The sequence below is a fragment of the Nonomuraea roseoviolacea subsp. carminata genome, from assembly GCF_024172185.1.
GTDB lineage: Bacteria > Actinomycetota > Actinomycetes > Streptosporangiales > Streptosporangiaceae > Nonomuraea > Nonomuraea roseoviolacea.
This window is the reverse complement of record NZ_JAMZEC010000001.1, coordinates 7,610,503-7,625,878: the sequence shown is the minus strand read 5'-3', so window position 1 is coordinate 7,625,878 and position 15,376 is coordinate 7,610,503. Positions and strand designations below refer to the sequence as shown.

Below are 15,376 nucleotides of genomic sequence, written 5' to 3'. Positions count from 1 at the left end.
AAACCGCCATTCCGGTCCGTCCCGGCGCCGACGGCGATCCACGCGATCTCCGGGCAGCACGCCTTTACATTGTAGATTTCAAGCGATAACCTGGAGCTCGCCGGGCACCGCCGCGCAGGTCACCGGGCCGCTGCCCAGGCGTTCGCCGTCGGCGTAGACCGGGACGCCGTCCGCCTCCAGCCGCACGTGCCGCGCCCGCCTGACCGTCACGGACGGATGGGCCACGTGCGTGCCCCGGTAGACGCCCGGGAAGACCCGCAGGAACTCCCCCACGCCCAGCGCGCCCGCCACGACCACGTCCAGCAGCCCGTCGTCGGGCCGCGCGTCCGGGCAGATCCGCATGCCGCCGCCGTAGGAGCGGGTGTTGCCGACGGCCACCAGCACGGCGTCGCGTTCGAGCACCTCCTCGCCGTCGAGCGTGACCCGGAACGGCACCGGCCGGAACGCGCGCAGCTCCTCCACCACCGCCCGCACGTACCGGGCCCGGCCGGACGGCCACGTCAGCCGGTTGGCCCGCTCGTTGACCCGCGCGTCGAAGCCGCAGCACAGAACGCTGGCGAACAGTTCCTCGCCCTGGCCCGTCACAGCGCGGGCCACGTCGACCGGCCGGGTCCGCATGCGCAGCACCGTGCGGGCCGCCGCCATCGGGTCGCCGCACGGCAGGCCCAGGGCGGCGGCGACGTCGTTGCCGGTGCCCACGGGGATGATGCCGAGCGGCACGTCGGTGCCGGTCACGGCCTGCACGGCCAGGTGGACGAGCCCGTCGCCGCCGAAGGCCACGAGCGCGTCGGGCCGCTCGGCCACGCAGGCGCAGGCGCGTTCGAGGGCGTCGGCCGGGTCGGCGCCGGCGATCACCGACACATCGGCGCCGCCCATGCGCAGGCGGCGCACCACGGGTTCGAGCAGGCGCAGCGCGCGGCCGCCGCGGGCCGCGGGGTTGACGAGCAGGGCGAGTCGAGGGGACACGCCCGGAACCTATCGCCTATCGGCCCGAACCGGAATCCTCTTCCAGCGGGGTGTCGTCGGCGGTCAGCGGCGACGCCTCGTCGTCGGACAGGCCGGCGAACTCGCTCTGCGGCTGCCGCTTCTCCCGCAGGAACATGAACAGCTCGGCGCCCAGGAACAGGATGATCATCGGTGTGGCCAGCGCCATCATGCTGAGCGGGTCGCCGCCCGGCGTGATCACGGCGCCGAAGACGAACATCAGGAAGATGACCAGCCGCCGGTGCTTGGCGACCGTGGCGTGCGAGACCACGCCGATGATGTTGAGGAAGGCCAGCAGCAGCGGCAGCTCGAACGACACCCCGAAGATCACCAGCATGATCAGGACGTAGTCGAGGTAGTCGTCGATCGAGATGGTGGCGACGGTGTCGGCGAGGGAGAAGCCCAGCAGGAACGTCAGCGCGGTGTCCATGATCAGGTAGGACACGGTCGCGCCCAGCGCGAACAGCGGGATGGCCAGCGCGAGGAAGGTCAGCGTGTACCGCTTCTCGGTGCGGTAGAGGGCGGGGGTGACGAACGCCCAGATCTGGTAGAGCCAGACGGGCGAGGCCACCACCAGGCCCACGATCACGGAGACCTTCAGCGTGATGAAGAACGACGAGAAGATGCCGTTGTAGGTGAGACTGCAGTGGCCGGTGAGCTGCTTCGACTGGAGGGTCGAGCAGTAGGGCTCCCTGAGCAGCTCCCACACCGGCCCGAACAGGAACCAACCGACGACGACGCCCACCGCGACCGCGGCGATCGCGATGAGCAGCCGGTTACGCAGCTCACGGAGGTGCTCCATGAGCGGCATCCGGCCTTCTGGGTCCCGTTCCGGCTTCGGGCCCGACCGTTTCAGCAGCGCCATCTAGCAGTCCAGGTGGCCGAAGGGACGGGGGGTCAGGGACGCTTGTCGGCCTGCGCCGCGGCGCGCAGCCTCGCGGCCTGCTCCTCCAGCTGGCGGGCCTGCTCCTCGGCGGACAGCGCCGGGGCGGGCGCGGCCGGCGGGATCTGCTGCGGCGCCGGCTGAGCCTGGGGCTGGGCCTGCACGACCGTCGGCCTGTCGTCGTCGTCATCGTTCATCTTGCTGGTCTCCGCCTTGAAGATGCGCAGGGACCGGCCGACGCCACGGGCGAGGTCCGGAAGCTTCTTGGCACCGAAGAGCAGGACCAAGGCCACCAAGATCAAGATGATCTCTGGAGCTCCCAAGTTCATGTGACGTCCTTCATGGTGAGAGCGAAGTGCTGTGCTTAGGACCGATCGTACGCCGATGGGGCCGATGCCTCATCCCCTGGCGTCCGATTTGACGTTGAACAGCGCATGAACTTGGGCGATCTCCCTGTTCAACGTCCGCGCCGCTCTCGCGACCCGGGTTCCCGCGACCAGGAGCACGACCAGACCGGCCACGACGAGCCCGGCGGCCACGATGATCCACGTCATGACCGGTGAGCGTAGCGGGCCAGGGCGCGTTCGGCCTCCTCCCGCACCCGTTCGGCCATCGCCGGCGGCGAGACGACGCGGCCGGTGTCGCCCAGCCGCAGCGCCAGCTTGAGCACCCAGTCCTCGTCGCGGGCCCGCAGCGTGATCCGCAGCCGGCCCTCGCCGAGCTCCTCGGCCCGCTCGCACGGGTAGTACTCGGCCACCCACCGCCCGGCGGCCGTGACCTCCAGCTCGACCAGCTCGTCGGTGGGCGAGGGCCGGAAGACGCCCTGGGCGACGTCGATCGGCTCGGCCCCGGCCGGCGGGTCGGCGGGCACGTCGAGCACCTCGGCGCCGAGGACCCGGTCCAGCCGGAACAGCCGCATCGCCTCGGCCCGGTAGCACCAGCCCTCCAGGTAGGTGCGGCCGTCGGCCACCACCAGCCGCATGGGGTCGACCTCGCGCGGGGTCACCTCGTCGCGGCCGGGCACGTAGTAGCGCAGCGACAGGCGGCGCCGCCCGGTCAGCGCCTCGCGCACGCGCGGCAGCGCGTCGGGGGCGGCGTCGACGTCCACGGCGACCTGGCTGCTGACGGACGCGGCGCCCTCGCCCGCGGCCCGTTCCAGCTTGGCCACCACGCGCGGCAGCGCGTCGCCGGGCACCTCGGCCAGCTCGGGCATCGCGGCCAGCATGCGCAGCGCGACCAGCAGGGCGCTGGCCTCGTCGATGCCGAGCCGCAGCGGCCGGGCGATGGTGTCGGCGTTGTCGATGAGGATCTCGCCGCCGTCCCAGGAGACGTCGATGAGGTCGCCCGGCGTGTGGCCGGGCAGGCCGCACATCCAGACGAGCTGCAGGTCGTCGATGAGCTGCTTCTCGCTCAGCCCGAACACCTCGGCCACCTCGCCCACCTGGGCGCCGGGGTGGGACATCAGGTACGGCACGAGGGCCAGCAGCCTCGGCAGCCGGTCGGCGGAGCCGCTCACGCCGCCCCCTCGGGGGACGCGGTTCCGGTCATGCCAGGGCTCCCTTCAGTCGGCGGATGACGGCCTCGCGGGCGTCGGGCGGCTCGACGACCTCCACGTCGCAGCCCAGGCTGGCCATCCATCCGGCCAGCCGTTCGGGGTCGGAGAACGGCAGCTCCGCCTCGTCCCACTCCCCCGGCTCGCCGGCGGCGGGGCGCACGGCGCGGGCGAGCTGGCGCAGGCCCTGGCAGGTGCCCCGGCGGACGCGGACCACGGCCACGCGCTCCTGCACGGGCTCCTCCGGGAAGCCGACCATGGCGCGCAGGTCCACCCCGTCGGGCACCTCGACGGCGCCCGGGCGGCCCAGGGTGGCGACCTGGCCGGTGATGCGGCTGAGCCGGAAGGCGCGCGGCGCCTCGCGGTCGCGGTCGAAGCCGGCGAGGTACCAGCGGCCCCGGCGGCTGACCACGCCCCACGGCTCGACGGTGCGGGTGCGCACGTTCTCGCTGCCGGAGCTGCGGTAGTCGAAGCGGACCACGCGCCGGTCGCGCACGGCCTCCCACAGCGGCGGGAAGGCCGGGTCACGGGTGTCGACGCGCAGCTCCAGCGCTCCGCCGGCCGGGCCGAGGCCGCCGACGGTCTCGTCGGTGGCCACGCCGCCCGCGCGCAGCTTCAGCAGGGCGCCCGAGGCGGCCTCGGCCAGGCTCGCGCGCTGCCACACCTGGGCGGCCAGGCCCAGCACGGCCGCCTCGTCGGGCTCCAGGGTGATCTCGGGCAGCTCGTAGGACTCGCGGCGGATGCGGTAGCCCGGCTCGTCCTCCCAGGGGTCGCGCACCACGTCGATGGGGATGCCGATCTCGCGCAGCTCGTTCTTGTCGCGCTCGAACATCCGCTGGAACGCCTCGTCGCCGTCGCGGTCGTAGCCCGGCACCGCGTGCCGGATCTGCTCGGCCGACAGCGGCCTGCTGGTGGCGAGCAGGCAGATCACCAGATTCAGCAACCGCTCGGTCTTACGGCGTGACATCTGCCTCACTCCTCCTTCATCGACGCTACCCTGCCCCCGTGATCAGATGGCGCAAGGGCGAGGTCGTGCGGATCCGCCGAGAGTGGCCCGGGGCGGTGGAGCTGGACGTCGCCGTGCCCGAGGGGCGGTGCCGGGCGCTGGCCTATCCGGCCCTGGTGGGCCGCCCGGAACCCGGCGACGAGGTGCTGCTCAACACGACGGCACTCGCGATGGGTCTCGGTACGGGAGGTTACGCCATGGTGGTGGCCCTCCCGAACCGTTTACCGGAAGATCCGCAAGGGCCGGGGCACCTGGTGAAGGCGCGCTACACCCCGATGCAGGCGACGGTGCTCGGCGCGGACGAGCAGGACTCGCCTCATCACGAGGTCCTGCGCGAGGCCGACTCGGTCGACGGGATGCCCGTGGTGGTGGCCGACCTGCACTCGGCGCTGCCGCCGATCCTGTGCGGCCTGTACGAGGCGGTGCCGGGCGGCGCGGGCGGCGGCGTGCGCGTGGCGTACGTGATGCAGGACGGCGGGGCGCTGCCGGCGTGGTTCTCGATGGCGTGCGCGACGCTGCGCGAGATCGGCTGGCTGGCCGGGGTGGTGACGGTCGGGCAGGCGTTCGGCGGCGACGTGGAGGCGGTGACCACGCACACGGGGCTGCTGGCCGCCCGGCACGTGCTGGAGGCGGACGTCGCGATCGTCGCCCAGGGGCCGGGCAACCTCGGCACGGGCACCCGCTGGGGCTTCTCCGGCGTGTCGGCGGGCGAGGCGGTCAACGCCGCCGCCGTGCTGCTCGGCCGGCCGGTGGCGGCGCTGCGGGTCAGCGAGGGCGACCGGCGGGAGCGGCACCTCGGCGTGTCGCACCACTCGCTGACGGCCTACGGCCGGGTGGCGCTGGCGCGGGCCCACGTGCCGGTGCCGATGCTGCCCGGGGAGTTCGGCGAGCGGGTGCGCGACCAGGCCGAGCTGCTGGCCGTCCGGCACGAGCTGGTCCCCGTGCCGGTGGACGGCCTGCACGAGGCGCTGCGCGCCTCGCCGGTGCGGCTCTCGACGATGGGACGGGGGCTGGAGGAGGACCTGGCCTACTTCCTGGCCTCTGCGGCGGCGGGCAGGTTCGCCGCCTCGCTGCTGTCGTAGGGCTCCTGGAAGGTGAACGCCTCGGGGCCCGGGCCGTGGGCCCTGAGGCGTTCCAGCCGCCGCATGGCCTCGGCCAGGGTCGGGATGTGCCCCTCGGGCACCCACCACATCACCGTGTACGGCTCGGCGATGCGCAGGAACCACTCCCTGCGCCGGCGCAGCACGCCCAGGTGGGCGCTGCGGTAGACGAACGTCCAGACGGCGTCGATCGACTCCCACACCGAGAAGTTGACGAGCAGGTGGTCGCCGTAGTCGTGGACGACCGTGGCGGTGGGGTCGTCCTCGCTCTCCTGGAGCCGCCACACGAAGCCGGGCGCGGCGTCGGCGAGGGCGTTGATGGGCTCCAGGAGCTCCACGAACGTGGCGAGCTCGGGGCCGTCGATGGGGGCGCGCAGGTGGGCGATGTTGAGCTGGGCGAGGTGCATGGCGTCAGCACACCATGCCCTTCGCTTCTATGTCAATCTTCATTTGTTTTAGTATCCGATGGCAGGGCGAGGGACACGCAGCACTCCCCCGGCCTCGGGTCCAGCGCCGCGCGTTCCGGCCGGTCGCCGAGGCCCTCCAGCAGGCCCTGGCACAGCGCGAGATTCATCGAGCACACCAGCAGCGGATGCTCCTGCGACAGGGCGTGGAAGGGGCAGTTGCGCAGCCGCAGACGCCCCTCGCCCCCGGCTGGGGCGTCCTCACCGGCGCGGTCGGTGTACGGCTCGTAGCCGCGTCCGGCCAGCACGGCCTCCACCGGCTCGCCCCGGTGGTCCCGGGCCAGGCGGGCGCCCGCCGCCCTGGCCACCTGCTCCGCCTTCTCCTCGGCGCCCAGCGCGTCCACCACGCCCGCCAGCACCGAGGCCAGCACGGCGTAGTCGCGCGGCGGCAGGCTCACCGACCGCTCGCCCGAGGCGCGCCGGTACACCTTCGCGGGCCGGCCGCTGCCCGGCCCGCGCCGCTCCGGCTGCCGGAAGCCGCTCTCCAGCAGCCCGGCCTCCACCAGCTTGTCGAGGTGGTGGCCGGCGAGGGTCCTGGACACCCCGGTGGCCTCGGCCGCCTCGGCCCGGCCCACGTCGCCGCCGCTGCCCGCCACGGTCTCGTACAGGCTGCGCCGCACGGGATCGTGCAGCAGGGACAGGGCCTCCAGATGGTCTTCGCGCACAGCCGGAGTCTAGGCGCGCCGACGCCCTCCCCGGGCGCCGGCGGGACCGGCACGGGAAGGGCGTCGCGGCGAACGGGACCTCAGTAGGCGGACAGGACGTCCACCACGAACACGAGGGTGCTGTTGGCCGGGATGTTCTGCTGCGCCTGCGCGCCGTAGCCGAGGTCCGGCGGGATGCTCATCACCACGCGGCTGCCGACCGGCACGCCCACGAGCCCCTTCTGCCAACCCTGGATCACGCCCGACAGCGGGAACGACGCCGGCTGGCCCTTGCTCCAGCTCGAGTCGAACTCCTTGTCGGTGCCCCAGATCTTGCCGGTGTAGTGGACGGTCAGCGTGTTGGCCGCCTGCACCTTCTGGCCGGTGCCCTGGATCAGGGTCTTGACGACCAGCTCCTTCGGCGCCTTCTCGCCCGTCTTCGTGGTCAGCGTCGGCGCCTTGTCGCCGCCGGGGCTGACCACCTTGACGCCCTTGATGCTGTCGCCGGTCTCCTTGCCCGTGGCGGCCTTGAGCGGCTCGGGCGGGGCGCCGACGACGTCGATGACGAACACCTTGGTCGGCTGCGCGGCCTGTGTCGCCTGGGCCTGCTGCTGGGTGGAGTCGGAGGCCATCACGGCCAGCAGCCGGCCGCCGTGCTTGACCTTGGTGAAGCCGTCGCGCAGGACCTGCGGGAGCTGCTCGTTGACCGGGATGGTCTCCGGCTGCTTGGTGTCGTAGGAGGAGCCCTGGAAGGCGTTCTGCTTGCCGTCCCAGTTGTAGACGGTGAGGTTGACGATCACCTGGCCGCCGCTCTTGACCGCCGGGCCGGTGCCCGGCGCGATCACCTGGTACGACGACTTGGTGGCGGGCGCCCCCGAGATCGTCACGGTGGGCTTGGCGCCCAGGTTTCCGGTGACCTTCACACCCGTCGCCCCGCCTCCGGCCCCTGGGGAGCCGGAGGTGGCGGCGGTGTCGGAGCCGCACGCGGCGGCGAAGAAGATCAGTGGCACGGCGGCCAGGACGGCCAGGGCGCGGCGCATGGACTTCCCTCGGTGGACTGCAGGTTCGCGTCACCCTATCCGACCCCCGGGTAGGGCCGGGGTAAACCGGCGGGTAAAGCGAGGGCTACATCCCCGCGATCAGCTTGTCCACGCGCTCGTCCACGCTGCGGAACGGGTCCTTGCACAGCACCGTGCGCTGCGCCTGGTCGTTCAGCTTGAGGTGCACCCAGTCGACGGTGAAGTCGCGCCGCTTCTCCTGCGCCTTGCGGATGAACTCGCCGCGCAGCCGCGCCCTGGTCGTCTGCGGCGGCACCGACTTGGCCTCGAAGATCTTGAGGTCGGACGCCACCCGCTCCACCGAGCCGCGCTTCTGCAGCAGGTAGTACAGGCCGCGCTTGCGGTGCACGTCGTGGTAGGCCAGGTCGAGCTGCGCCACCCTCGGCGAGGACAGCGGCAGGTCGTACTTCTTGCGGTAGCGCTCGATGAGCTGGTACTTCGTCACCCAGTCGATCTCGCGGGCCACCAGGTCGAGGTTGCCGGTCTCGACCGCCCGCAGCGTGCGCTCCCACAGCTCCAGCACCCGCTGGGCGGTCGCGTCGCCGCCGCGCCGGTCGACGAAGTCCTTGGCCTTCGACAGGTACTCCTGCTGGATCTCCAGGCTCGACGCCTCACGGCCGTTGGCCAGGCGGACCCTGCGCCGGCCGGTCATGTCGTGCGAGACCTCGCGGATGGCCCGGATCGGGTTCTCCAGCGACAGGTCGCGCATCACGGTGCCGGCCTCGATCATGCGCAGCACCAGGTCGGTGGCGCCGACCTTGAGCAGCATGGTCGTCTCGCTCATGTTCGAGTCGCCGACGATCACGTGCAGGCGCCGGAACCGCTCGGCGTCGGCGTGCGGCTCGTCGCGCGTGTTGATGATCGGCCTGCTGCGGGTGGTGGCGCTCGAGACGCCCTCCCAGATGTGCTCGGCCCGCTGCGAGACGCAGTAGACGGCGCCGCGCGGCGTCTGCAGCACCTTGCCGGCCCCGCAGATGATCTGCCGGGTCACGAGGAACGGGATGAGCACGTCGGCCAGCCGCCCGAACTCGCCGTGCCTGCCCACCAGGTAGTTCTCGTGGCAACCGTAGGAGTTGCCGGCCGAGTCGGTGTTGTTCTTGAACAGGTAGATGTCGCCGGCGATGCCCTCCTCGCGCAGCCGCTTCTCGGCGTCGACGAGAAGGCCCTCGAGGATGCGCTCGCCGGCCTTGTCGTGGGTGACGAGTTCGATGACGTTGTCACACTCGGGTGTTGCGTACTCAGGATGGCTGCCCACGTCGAGGTACAGGCGTGCGCCGTTGCGGAGGAAGACGTTGCTCGATCGGCCCCAGGACACGACTCGCCGGAACAGGTAGCGCGCGACCTCGTCGGGCGACAGCCTGCGCTGTCCCCGGAACGTGCAGGTCACGCCGTACTCGTTCTCCAGCCCGAAGATGCGACGATCCATCACCTCACACTATGCCCACGGATCGGCGAGCGGGAGGGATCTTCGGCGTGTTTTGCCGCTCCGCGCCCTGCGGGCGTCGCGCCCGTCCGGTTCGTCCCCCTGATCCGGTACCGGACGCGACGCCTGGAACACCTGGCCTCCGGCCGCCGTCCGCGCGGACGCGGCCCCCTAGGGTGCATGACACGGCTCGGATGCCCCACGCGGGCGCCCCCGCGTCCCACGTGGTTCTCTCCGTGCCGGTCGCCGGCCGCTCGCCTCCCCGGTGACGTCGCGGACGGAACGGCCCCGCGCTCAGGGGGTGTAGATCTCCTGAACCTTGACGATCTCACCCTTGTAGACGGTGATCAGGGACGGCTGGCCCTGCTTCCTGTGCCGCTTGAGCAGCGCGGAACGGTCGCAGCGCTTGGCGCCGAGCCCGGTGGAGCGGCTGACCGTCATCTGCGCCATGGTGGCCTTGCAGCCGAAGGCCGACAGGAACACGACGTCCTTGGCGACGGGCGAGGCGTAGGCCGTCACGTCACCCTCGGGCGGGCCGACGAAGTAGCCCTCGGTGTGGGTGTCCTTCTTCCACTTGATCGGCTCGTACTCGGCGACGGCGCCGCGGATCAGGGTGATCTGACCGCGCAGGATGCCGTCGTGCCGGGAGTGGATCCCCTTGGTGAAGTCGTGCTTCGGGTCCGGCTGGAAGGAGGTTCCGAAGATCTTCGGCGCCTTGAAGGCCGGGATGGGCCGCGCCGGGGCCGGGGTGCCGCCGGAGGCGCCCGTGGTGGCCGCCGTGGAGGCAGCCGCGGACGCCCAGGAGGCCGCGCCGGAGGTCAGGACCAGGGCGGCGGAGGCGCCTACCGCGAGCAGTGCTCGGAAAGAAGTCTTCACGGACAGGTGAGACCCCTCGCCCCAGGTTGGAGTTCGCTCCAACAAAAGTGACATAGGTCACATGTGTGACGAGGGGTCTCCACGGGAGCGTCAGACCAGCTCGTACACCACGTTCACGATCACGGAGATCGACGACTGGCCGGGACTGACGAACGCCGCGTCAGCCCCCGCCAGCGAGAAGCGCGGCGACGAGTCGGACTGCTCGTCGATCTTCACGACCCGGCCCACGTGCCGCCCGGCCAGGGCGGCGAGCTGGCGGGCCTTGCCCAGCGCGTCGCGGTACGCCGCCGCCCGCGCCCGCGCGAGCAGCGCCTCGGCCTTGGAGACCTCGAACGAGATGCCGTTGATCTGCACCTCGTCCCCCACGGCCGCGACGGCGTCGATGACCGCGTCGGCCCGCGACATGTCGCGCAGGATCACCTCCACGCCCTGCGCCGCCCGGTAGCCGACGACCTGGGGCCCGTCCTTGTACTCGGCGCCGAGGGTGAGGTTCTCGGTGCGCATGTCGTTCACGGAGATGCCGGCGCCCTGGACCGCGGCGGCGAGCCGGGCCCGGGCGGCCTTCGCGGCGCTGAACGCGGAGGAGGCCCGGTCTCGGCGCACGTCCACCCCCACGCTGAGGCGCATCACGTCGGGCGGCGCCTGGACGGTGCCCTGCCCGACGACCGTGAGCTGCGCGGGCTCTCCCGGCCACGTGCTGCCGGCCTCGTCCGCCGCCGCCGCCCCGCCGGCGGACGGCCGCACGGACACGCGAAGCGTCCGATGACCTGAGGAGCGCAGGGCGTCACGACCGGACGGATCGGGAGCGCGACGGCCGGTGGGGCGCTGGTCCTGGCGGGTGGAGTGCTGAGCCTGGTGGGCGGAGGCGGGCGGAGAGTGCCGGACGGCGGCGCTTCCCGGGTGGGACGCGTGCCACGTCACGGCCCGTGACAGGTGCCCGGCCCGGTGGGCGGCCGCCGCGCCCGGGGTCTCGGAGTGGCTGATCGGAGGAGACTCGGGGCGGGGCCCGGCGGAGGCGAGCGCGGGACCACCCTGCGCTCCCAGGAGGGCGAAGGTGGCGGAGGCCACGACGACACTCAGTTTGATCATGAGGTCATGGCAGCACCCGGCGGCCCGGCCTCCGCCCCGCCGACACCCGGCCCGCCCGACATTTGACCGAACCCGAAGATCGCGGGGACGGCATGGGCTCACCTCTTTACCAACCCCCGCCGCCCGCAGCCCCGTCCCCGCGCCCCGTCGGCCCAGTCCCCCGCCCCGCCCCGTCAGCCCTGTCCCCCGCCCCCTCTCGTCAGCCCTGTTCCCCGCCCCGTCGCGCCTGCGCCATCACCAGCCCCGCGCCGCGCCGCGGCCGACCTGTGCAGGCTCGCCCATGGTCGCGCGACAGCCTCACGGCGCGTTCCGGGTCGCCGCTCCATGTCGCGGACGGGGCTCTGAGCGCGCGGCAAGAGGGCGGCCGCCACGCGGGCGTGCGGCTTGATGGGGATGGCGCCGTCAGCGGCGAGGGGCGGGCAGGAGGGCCTTGCAGAGCCACGGCGCACACGCGCATGACGGCCGTGGTCTCACCCCTTCACGCTGGAGAGACCACGGCCGCGAAGTCACGACTTGAGGGAGGGAGCGCTCCGCCTCAGGAGGGCGCGCGGCAGCCCGCCGCCGAGCCCGTCGCCCGGACGACGGCACAACCGCCGCCTGCCGAGCCCGTCACCCAGGACGACGGCACAACCGCCGCCCACCGCCGAGCCCGTCGCCCAGGACGACGGCGCAACGGCCGCCCGCCGAGCCCCGCCCCGTCGTCAGGGCGGCGGCGTGGCGGGCGCCCGGAAGACCTCCTACAGGGGCGAGGAGCCGTCGTCGATGTCGCCCTCGGGCCCCGTGGGCGGCGGGGTCGCCTGCCCCGAAGCACCCGCGGCACCAGAAGCACCCGCAGCGCCGGAGGCTCCCGCAGCGCCGGAGGCGCCTTCGCCAGGAGCGGCGCCCGGCGGCTCCTCGGCCGGCTCCTGAGCCGCCGCACCGCCCCCGGACACCTGCGACAGCAGCCGCTCCAGCCGCGCCCCCGTCAGCCGCAGGAACTTGCGGTGCTCACGGTTGCGGTCCAGCACCGCCACCTCGAGCTGCGCCACCGGCGGACGCTCGCCGCCCGGCTCCGTCAGCGCCGTCAGCGCCACCTCCAGCGCGTCGGCCAGCGGCATGCCCTCGCGGTAACGCTCCTTCAGCCGCGTGGCCACCGCGTCGGCCTGGCCGCCCATCGCGGCGAAGCCGTGCTCGTCGAACACCGACCCGTCGAAGGTCAGCCGGTAGATGGCGTCGCCGTCGGGGGTGTCGCCGACCTCGGCGACCACGACCTCCACCTCCAGCGACTTGATCGACTCGGTGAAGATGCGGCCGAGGTTGGAGGCGTACAGGTTGGCCAGGCCGCGCCCGGTCACGTCGGAGCGGTCGTAGGTGTAGCCGTTGATGTCGGCGTAGCGGATGCCGCCGAGCCGCAGCTCCTCGAACTCGTTGTAGCGGCCCACCGCGGCGAACCCGATGCGGTCGTAGATCTCACTGATCTTGTGCAGCGCCCGCGACGGGTTGGGCGCCACGAACAGGATGCCGTCCTCGTACTGGAGCACGACGACGCTGCGGCCCCGCGCGATGCCCTTGCGCGCGTAATCCGCCTTGTCCCGCATGATCTGTTCAGGGGACGCATATCCGAAAGGCATGGACACCGTGATGGTCCTTTCTAGCGCAGCGGGGCGATGGGGCCGTCAGGGGAGATCAGGCGCTGCTCGAGCATCTGCTCGACGTAGCCCGCCACCTGCTCCTCCGTCAGCCGGCGGTAGCCGTCGGCGTCGATCACCGAGACGATCGGCCAGATCTTGCGCGTCACGTCCGGGCCGCCGGTCGCCGAGTCGTCGTCGGCCGCGTCGTACAGCGCCTGGATGAGCGTCATCACCATGTCGTCGGCCGAGGCCCCGTCGCGGTAGAGCTTCTTCAGCGCGCCGCGCGCGAAGATCGAACCGGACCCGATCGCGTCGAACCGCTCCCGCTCGTACGGACCGCCCGCCACGTCGTAACTGAAGATCCGCCCCTCGTCGCGGTCGGGATCGTAGGCCGCGAACAGCGGCACCACCACGAGGCCCTGCATCGCCATGCCGAGGTTGCCGCGGATCATCGTGGCCAGGCGGTTGGCCTTGCCCGCCACCGACAGCGTGCGGCCTTCCATCTTCTCGTAGTGCTCCAGCTCCACGCGGTAGAGCCGGGCCATCTCGATGCCGGTGCTCGCCGTGCCGGCGATGCCCATGCAGGAGTAGTCGTCGGCCCGGAACACCTTCTCCACGTCACGCTGGGAAATGATGTTGCCGGACGTCGCCCGCCGGTCACCCGCCATCACCACGCCGCCGGCGAAGGTCGCCGCCACGATCGTGGTCGCGTGGGGAACCTGGTCACCGATCGGGGTGGCGAGGACCTTGTCACGCTGCGGCAGCAACTCGGGCGCATACCCCGCGACGAACTCCGTGAAGGAGGAACTCCCGGTGTTGTGGAAAAGCTGGTTCACCAAGCCGGCGGGCAGATCCCTGTGCGATGCCACGCGACTCCCTCCCAAAGGTCAGTGTTCCTAGAGCGACACTACTCATGTTGTGTTGCTGTCTGCACTTCCCACGATCAGCTCACGGCGAACCGGTCACCAGATCGTTTCTTTACGCTCGCCAGAAGTCCGCGCCGTCCGCCCGCGGCCGGCGACCCGGACCGCCCCGCCGCCCCCGGGCAGGCGATACTGGCACCATGACGGGGCCGGAGGAGTCCGGGCGGGACTGGGTCCTGCACGTCGACCTCGACCAGTTCATCGCCGCCGTGGAGCTCCTGCGCCACCCCGAGCTGCGCGGCAGGCCCGTCGTCGTGGGCGGCTCCGGCGACCCCACCCGGCCGCGCACCGTGGCCGCCACCGCCACCTACGAGGCCCGCGCGTACGGCATCCGCTCCGGCATGCCGCTGCGCGCCGCCCTGCGGCTCTGCCCCGAGGCGGTCTTCCTGCCCAGCGACAGACCCGCCTACGAGGCCGCCTCCGAGCAGGTCATGGCGACGCTGCGCGGCTTCCCCGTCCGGGTCGAGGTCTGGGGCTGGGACGAGGCGTTCGTCGGCGCCCGCACCGACGACCCCGAGGCCCTCGCCGCCGACCTGCGGCGGGCCGTCCTCGCCGCCACGGGCCTGTCCTGCTCGGTCGGCATCGGCGACAACAAGCACCAGGCCAAGCTGGCCTCCGCCTTCGCCAAGCCCGCCGGCGTCCACCGGCTCACCACCGACACCTGGGCCCGGCAGATGTACGGGCGGCCCACGGACGCCCTGTGGGGCATCGGGGCCAAGACCGCGCGAAAACTCGCCGGCCTGGGCGTGCGCACGGTCGCCGACCTCGCCGCCGCCGACCCCGCCGAGCTGGCCCGCCACTTCGGCCCCGTCAACGGACCCTGGCTGCACCACCTCGCCCACGGCAGGGGCGAGTCCGAGGTCGTCACCACCCCGTGGGTGCCGCGCGGCCACAGCCGCGAGACCACCTTCCCCCGGGACCTCACCGACGCCTCCGACATCTCCGGCCAGGTCGCCGCCCTGGCCCGGCAGGTCGCCGCCGACGCCGCGGAGGCCGGTCGCGCCGTCGTCCGTGTCTCCGTCAAGGTGCGGTTCACCCCGTTCCTCACCCGCACGCGCCAGTCACGGCTCGCGGCGCCCACCACGGACCCCGCCGAGCTGACCCGCGTCGCCCTCGCCGTCCTCGGCCGGTTCGACCTCACCCGCCCCGTACGCCTGCTCGGTGTCGCCGTCGAGTACGCCCCACCGGGCGACGAAGCGACCTCCTACACTCTGACCGCCATCGAATAGAACGCTGAGCGCGCCTGCTCATCGGCCCGCTCCAGCCGCGCGAACCCCTCCGCCGGCCACGCCTCCTCGACGTACTCCTCGGCGGACACGGCCGCCCCCACATACGCCGCGCGCAGAACCATGGCGTTGTCGTCGAAGTGGCCGAGCCCGTTGTTGCAGTTGAAGCAGAGCACACCCCGCACTCGGCTGGTGCGGTTCCGGTCGCTGCCGTGGTTCTTGATCTTGTTCTGCCGCATGACGCTGGTGTGGCAGGGCTTGCAGTAAGAGGTCAGCCCGTCCTTGGTCGCCTGGTTGCGGCCGAAAGCGGCGTGCTCCTTGATGTCGTCACATCTCGGGCAGTACCTGTGGCCGGGGGGCGGCCCCACCCGATCACGCACGACCTTGCCCTGCTCGGCCTTGCGCTTGCGGTAGCTCTGGGTGGAGCGGACGCGGAAGCAGGGCTTGCGGTACCGCGCGCGGCCGTCGGCCAGGCGCTTGTTGCGCCCGAACGCGGAGAGCGCCTTGGTCTCCCCACAGTCCGGGCACCGCTTCAAGC

The 15,376-nt window shown here is 72.4% G+C and carries 17 protein-coding genes; 2 read left to right on the top strand and 15 right to left on the bottom strand.

Annotation, left to right across the window (positions count from 1 at the left end; all coding sequences use genetic code 11):
* Window positions 1-78: 78 nt before the first annotated feature.
* The 6 genes from HD595_RS35440 to HD595_RS35415 all read right to left on the bottom strand — a co-directional run bounded on the left by HD595_RS35440 (window position 79) and on the right by HD595_RS35415 (window position 4,386).
* Window positions 79-966: a diacylglycerol/lipid kinase family protein gene (locus HD595_RS35440; RefSeq protein ID WP_253776799.1), complete on the bottom strand. Its 888-nt coding sequence runs from the start codon at window positions 964-966 to the stop codon at window positions 79-81.
* A gap of 16 nt (window positions 967-982) precedes the next feature.
* Entirely contained in the window at window positions 983-1,795 is an 813-nt protein-coding gene (gene tatC, locus HD595_RS35435) for a twin-arginine translocase subunit TatC (protein WP_253776797.1), read from the bottom strand.
* An 86-nt stretch (window positions 1,796-1,881) separates the two neighbouring features.
* Window positions 1,882-2,196 (bottom strand): Sec-independent protein translocase subunit TatA, encoded by a 315-nt coding sequence (gene tatA / locus HD595_RS35430; RefSeq protein ID WP_253776795.1) that lies wholly within the window; start codon window positions 2,194-2,196, stop codon window positions 1,882-1,884.
* Between the two features lie 69 nt (window positions 2,197-2,265).
* Window positions 2,266-2,421 carry a hypothetical protein gene (locus tag HD595_RS35425; RefSeq protein WP_253776793.1) on the bottom strand — a complete coding sequence of 52 codons (156 nt, stop codon included), beginning with the start codon at window positions 2,419-2,421 and terminating at the stop codon, window positions 2,266-2,268.
* A complete protein-coding gene (locus tag HD595_RS35420; RefSeq protein ID WP_253776791.1) occupies window positions 2,418-3,383 on the bottom strand; it encodes a helix-turn-helix transcriptional regulator in 966 nt (321 codons plus the stop codon). The genes HD595_RS35425 and HD595_RS35420 overlap by 4 nt, the downstream gene beginning before the upstream one ends.
* 28 nt (window positions 3,384-3,411) lie before the next feature.
* Complete coding sequence (locus HD595_RS35415; protein ID WP_253776789.1) at window positions 3,412-4,386, bottom strand: helix-turn-helix transcriptional regulator; 975 nt, start codon at window positions 4,384-4,386, stop codon at window positions 3,412-3,414.
* A 38-nt stretch (window positions 4,387-4,424) separates the two neighbouring features.
* Between HD595_RS35415 and HD595_RS35410 the strand changes: the two genes are divergently transcribed.
* Window positions 4,425-5,507, top strand: coding sequence for a DUF3866 family protein (locus HD595_RS35410; protein ID WP_253776787.1), 1,083 nt, complete (start codon window positions 4,425-4,427; stop codon window positions 5,505-5,507).
* On the opposite strand, the gene HD595_RS35405 is transcribed toward HD595_RS35410, so the two are convergent.
* The 8 genes from HD595_RS35405 to prcB all read right to left on the bottom strand — a co-directional run bounded on the left by HD595_RS35405 (window position 5,453) and on the right by prcB (window position 13,558).
* Entirely contained in the window at window positions 5,453-5,932 is a 480-nt protein-coding gene (locus HD595_RS35405; RefSeq protein WP_253776785.1) for a DUF3291 domain-containing protein, read from the bottom strand. The two genes, HD595_RS35410 and HD595_RS35405, sit on opposite strands and share 55 nt — an antisense overlap.
* 32 nt (window positions 5,933-5,964) lie before the next feature.
* Window positions 5,965-6,654 carry a helix-turn-helix transcriptional regulator gene (locus tag HD595_RS35400; protein ID WP_253776783.1) on the bottom strand — a complete coding sequence of 230 codons (690 nt, stop codon included), beginning with the start codon at window positions 6,652-6,654 and terminating at the stop codon, window positions 5,965-5,967.
* 80 nt (window positions 6,655-6,734) lie between these two features.
* The gene (locus HD595_RS35395) at window positions 6,735-7,673 is read right to left on the bottom strand and encodes an FKBP-type peptidyl-prolyl cis-trans isomerase (RefSeq protein WP_253776781.1); all 939 of its coding nucleotides are present in this window, start codon (window positions 7,671-7,673) and stop codon (window positions 6,735-6,737) included.
* An 85-nt stretch (window positions 7,674-7,758) separates the two neighbouring features.
* Window positions 7,759-9,117, bottom strand: coding sequence for a Pup--protein ligase (gene pafA, locus HD595_RS35390; protein ID WP_253776779.1), 1,359 nt, complete (start codon window positions 9,115-9,117; stop codon window positions 7,759-7,761).
* Window positions 9,118-9,408: 291 nt separating this feature from the next.
* Entirely contained in the window at window positions 9,409-9,990 is a 582-nt protein-coding gene (locus HD595_RS35385) for a hypothetical protein (RefSeq protein WP_253776754.1), read from the bottom strand.
* A gap of 90 nt (window positions 9,991-10,080) precedes the next feature.
* Window positions 10,081-11,079 carry an SIMPL domain-containing protein gene (locus HD595_RS35380; RefSeq protein WP_253776752.1) on the bottom strand — a complete coding sequence of 333 codons (999 nt, stop codon included), beginning with the start codon at window positions 11,077-11,079 and terminating at the stop codon, window positions 10,081-10,083.
* Between the two features lie 737 nt (window positions 11,080-11,816).
* Window positions 11,817-12,689, bottom strand: a complete 873-nt coding sequence (gene prcA, locus HD595_RS35375) for a proteasome subunit alpha (protein ID WP_253776750.1) — start codon at window positions 12,687-12,689, stop codon at window positions 11,817-11,819.
* A 20-nt stretch (window positions 12,690-12,709) separates the two neighbouring features.
* The gene (gene prcB, locus HD595_RS35370) at window positions 12,710-13,558 is read right to left on the bottom strand and encodes a proteasome subunit beta (RefSeq protein WP_253776748.1); all 849 of its coding nucleotides are present in this window, start codon (window positions 13,556-13,558) and stop codon (window positions 12,710-12,712) included.
* A 194-nt stretch (window positions 13,559-13,752) separates the two neighbouring features.
* Here prcB and HD595_RS35365 point away from each other — a divergent pair, with 194 nt between their 5' ends.
* A complete protein-coding gene (locus tag HD595_RS35365; RefSeq protein ID WP_253776746.1) occupies window positions 13,753-14,841 on the top strand; it encodes a DNA polymerase IV in 1,089 nt (362 codons plus the stop codon).
* Here HD595_RS35365 and HD595_RS35360 read toward each other — a convergent pair.
* Window positions 14,817-15,374 (bottom strand): endonuclease domain-containing protein, encoded by a 558-nt coding sequence (locus tag HD595_RS35360; protein ID WP_253776744.1) that lies wholly within the window; start codon window positions 15,372-15,374, stop codon window positions 14,817-14,819. The two genes, HD595_RS35365 and HD595_RS35360, sit on opposite strands and share 25 nt — an antisense overlap.
* Window positions 15,375-15,376: the final 2 nt, after the last annotated feature.

Excerpts from the sequence above, each read along its gene's own strand:
- tatC (WP_253776797.1), bottom strand. The coding sequence starts at position 1,795 with ATGCCGCTCATGGAGCACCTCCGTGAGCTGCGTAACCGGCTGCTCATC.
- tatA (WP_253776795.1), bottom strand. The coding sequence starts at position 2,196 with ATGAACTTGGGAGCTCCAGAGATCATCTTGATCTTGGTGGCCTTGGTC.
- HD595_RS35425 (WP_253776793.1), bottom strand. The coding sequence starts at position 2,421 with ATGACGTGGATCATCGTGGCCGCCGGGCTCGTCGTGGCCGGTCTGGTC.
- HD595_RS35415 (WP_253776789.1), bottom strand. The coding sequence starts at position 4,386 with ATGTCACGCCGTAAGACCGAGCGGTTGCTGAATCTGGTGATCTGCCTG.
- HD595_RS35405 (WP_253776785.1), bottom strand. The coding sequence starts at position 5,932 with ATGCACCTCGCCCAGCTCAACATCGCCCACCTGCGCGCCCCCATCGAC.
- HD595_RS35395 (WP_253776781.1), bottom strand. The coding sequence starts at position 7,673 with ATGCGCCGCGCCCTGGCCGTCCTGGCCGCCGTGCCACTGATCTTCTTC.
- pafA (WP_253776779.1), bottom strand. The coding sequence starts at position 9,117 with ATGGATCGTCGCATCTTCGGGCTGGAGAACGAGTACGGCGTGACCTGC.
- HD595_RS35380 (WP_253776752.1), bottom strand. The coding sequence starts at position 11,079 with ATGATCAAACTGAGTGTCGTCGTGGCCTCCGCCACCTTCGCCCTCCTG.
- prcA (WP_253776750.1), bottom strand. The coding sequence starts at position 12,689 with ATGCCTTTCGGATATGCGTCCCCTGAACAGATCATGCGGGACAAGGCG.
- HD595_RS35365 (WP_253776746.1), top strand. The coding sequence starts at position 13,753 with ATGACGGGGCCGGAGGAGTCCGGGCGGGACTGGGTCCTGCACGTCGAC.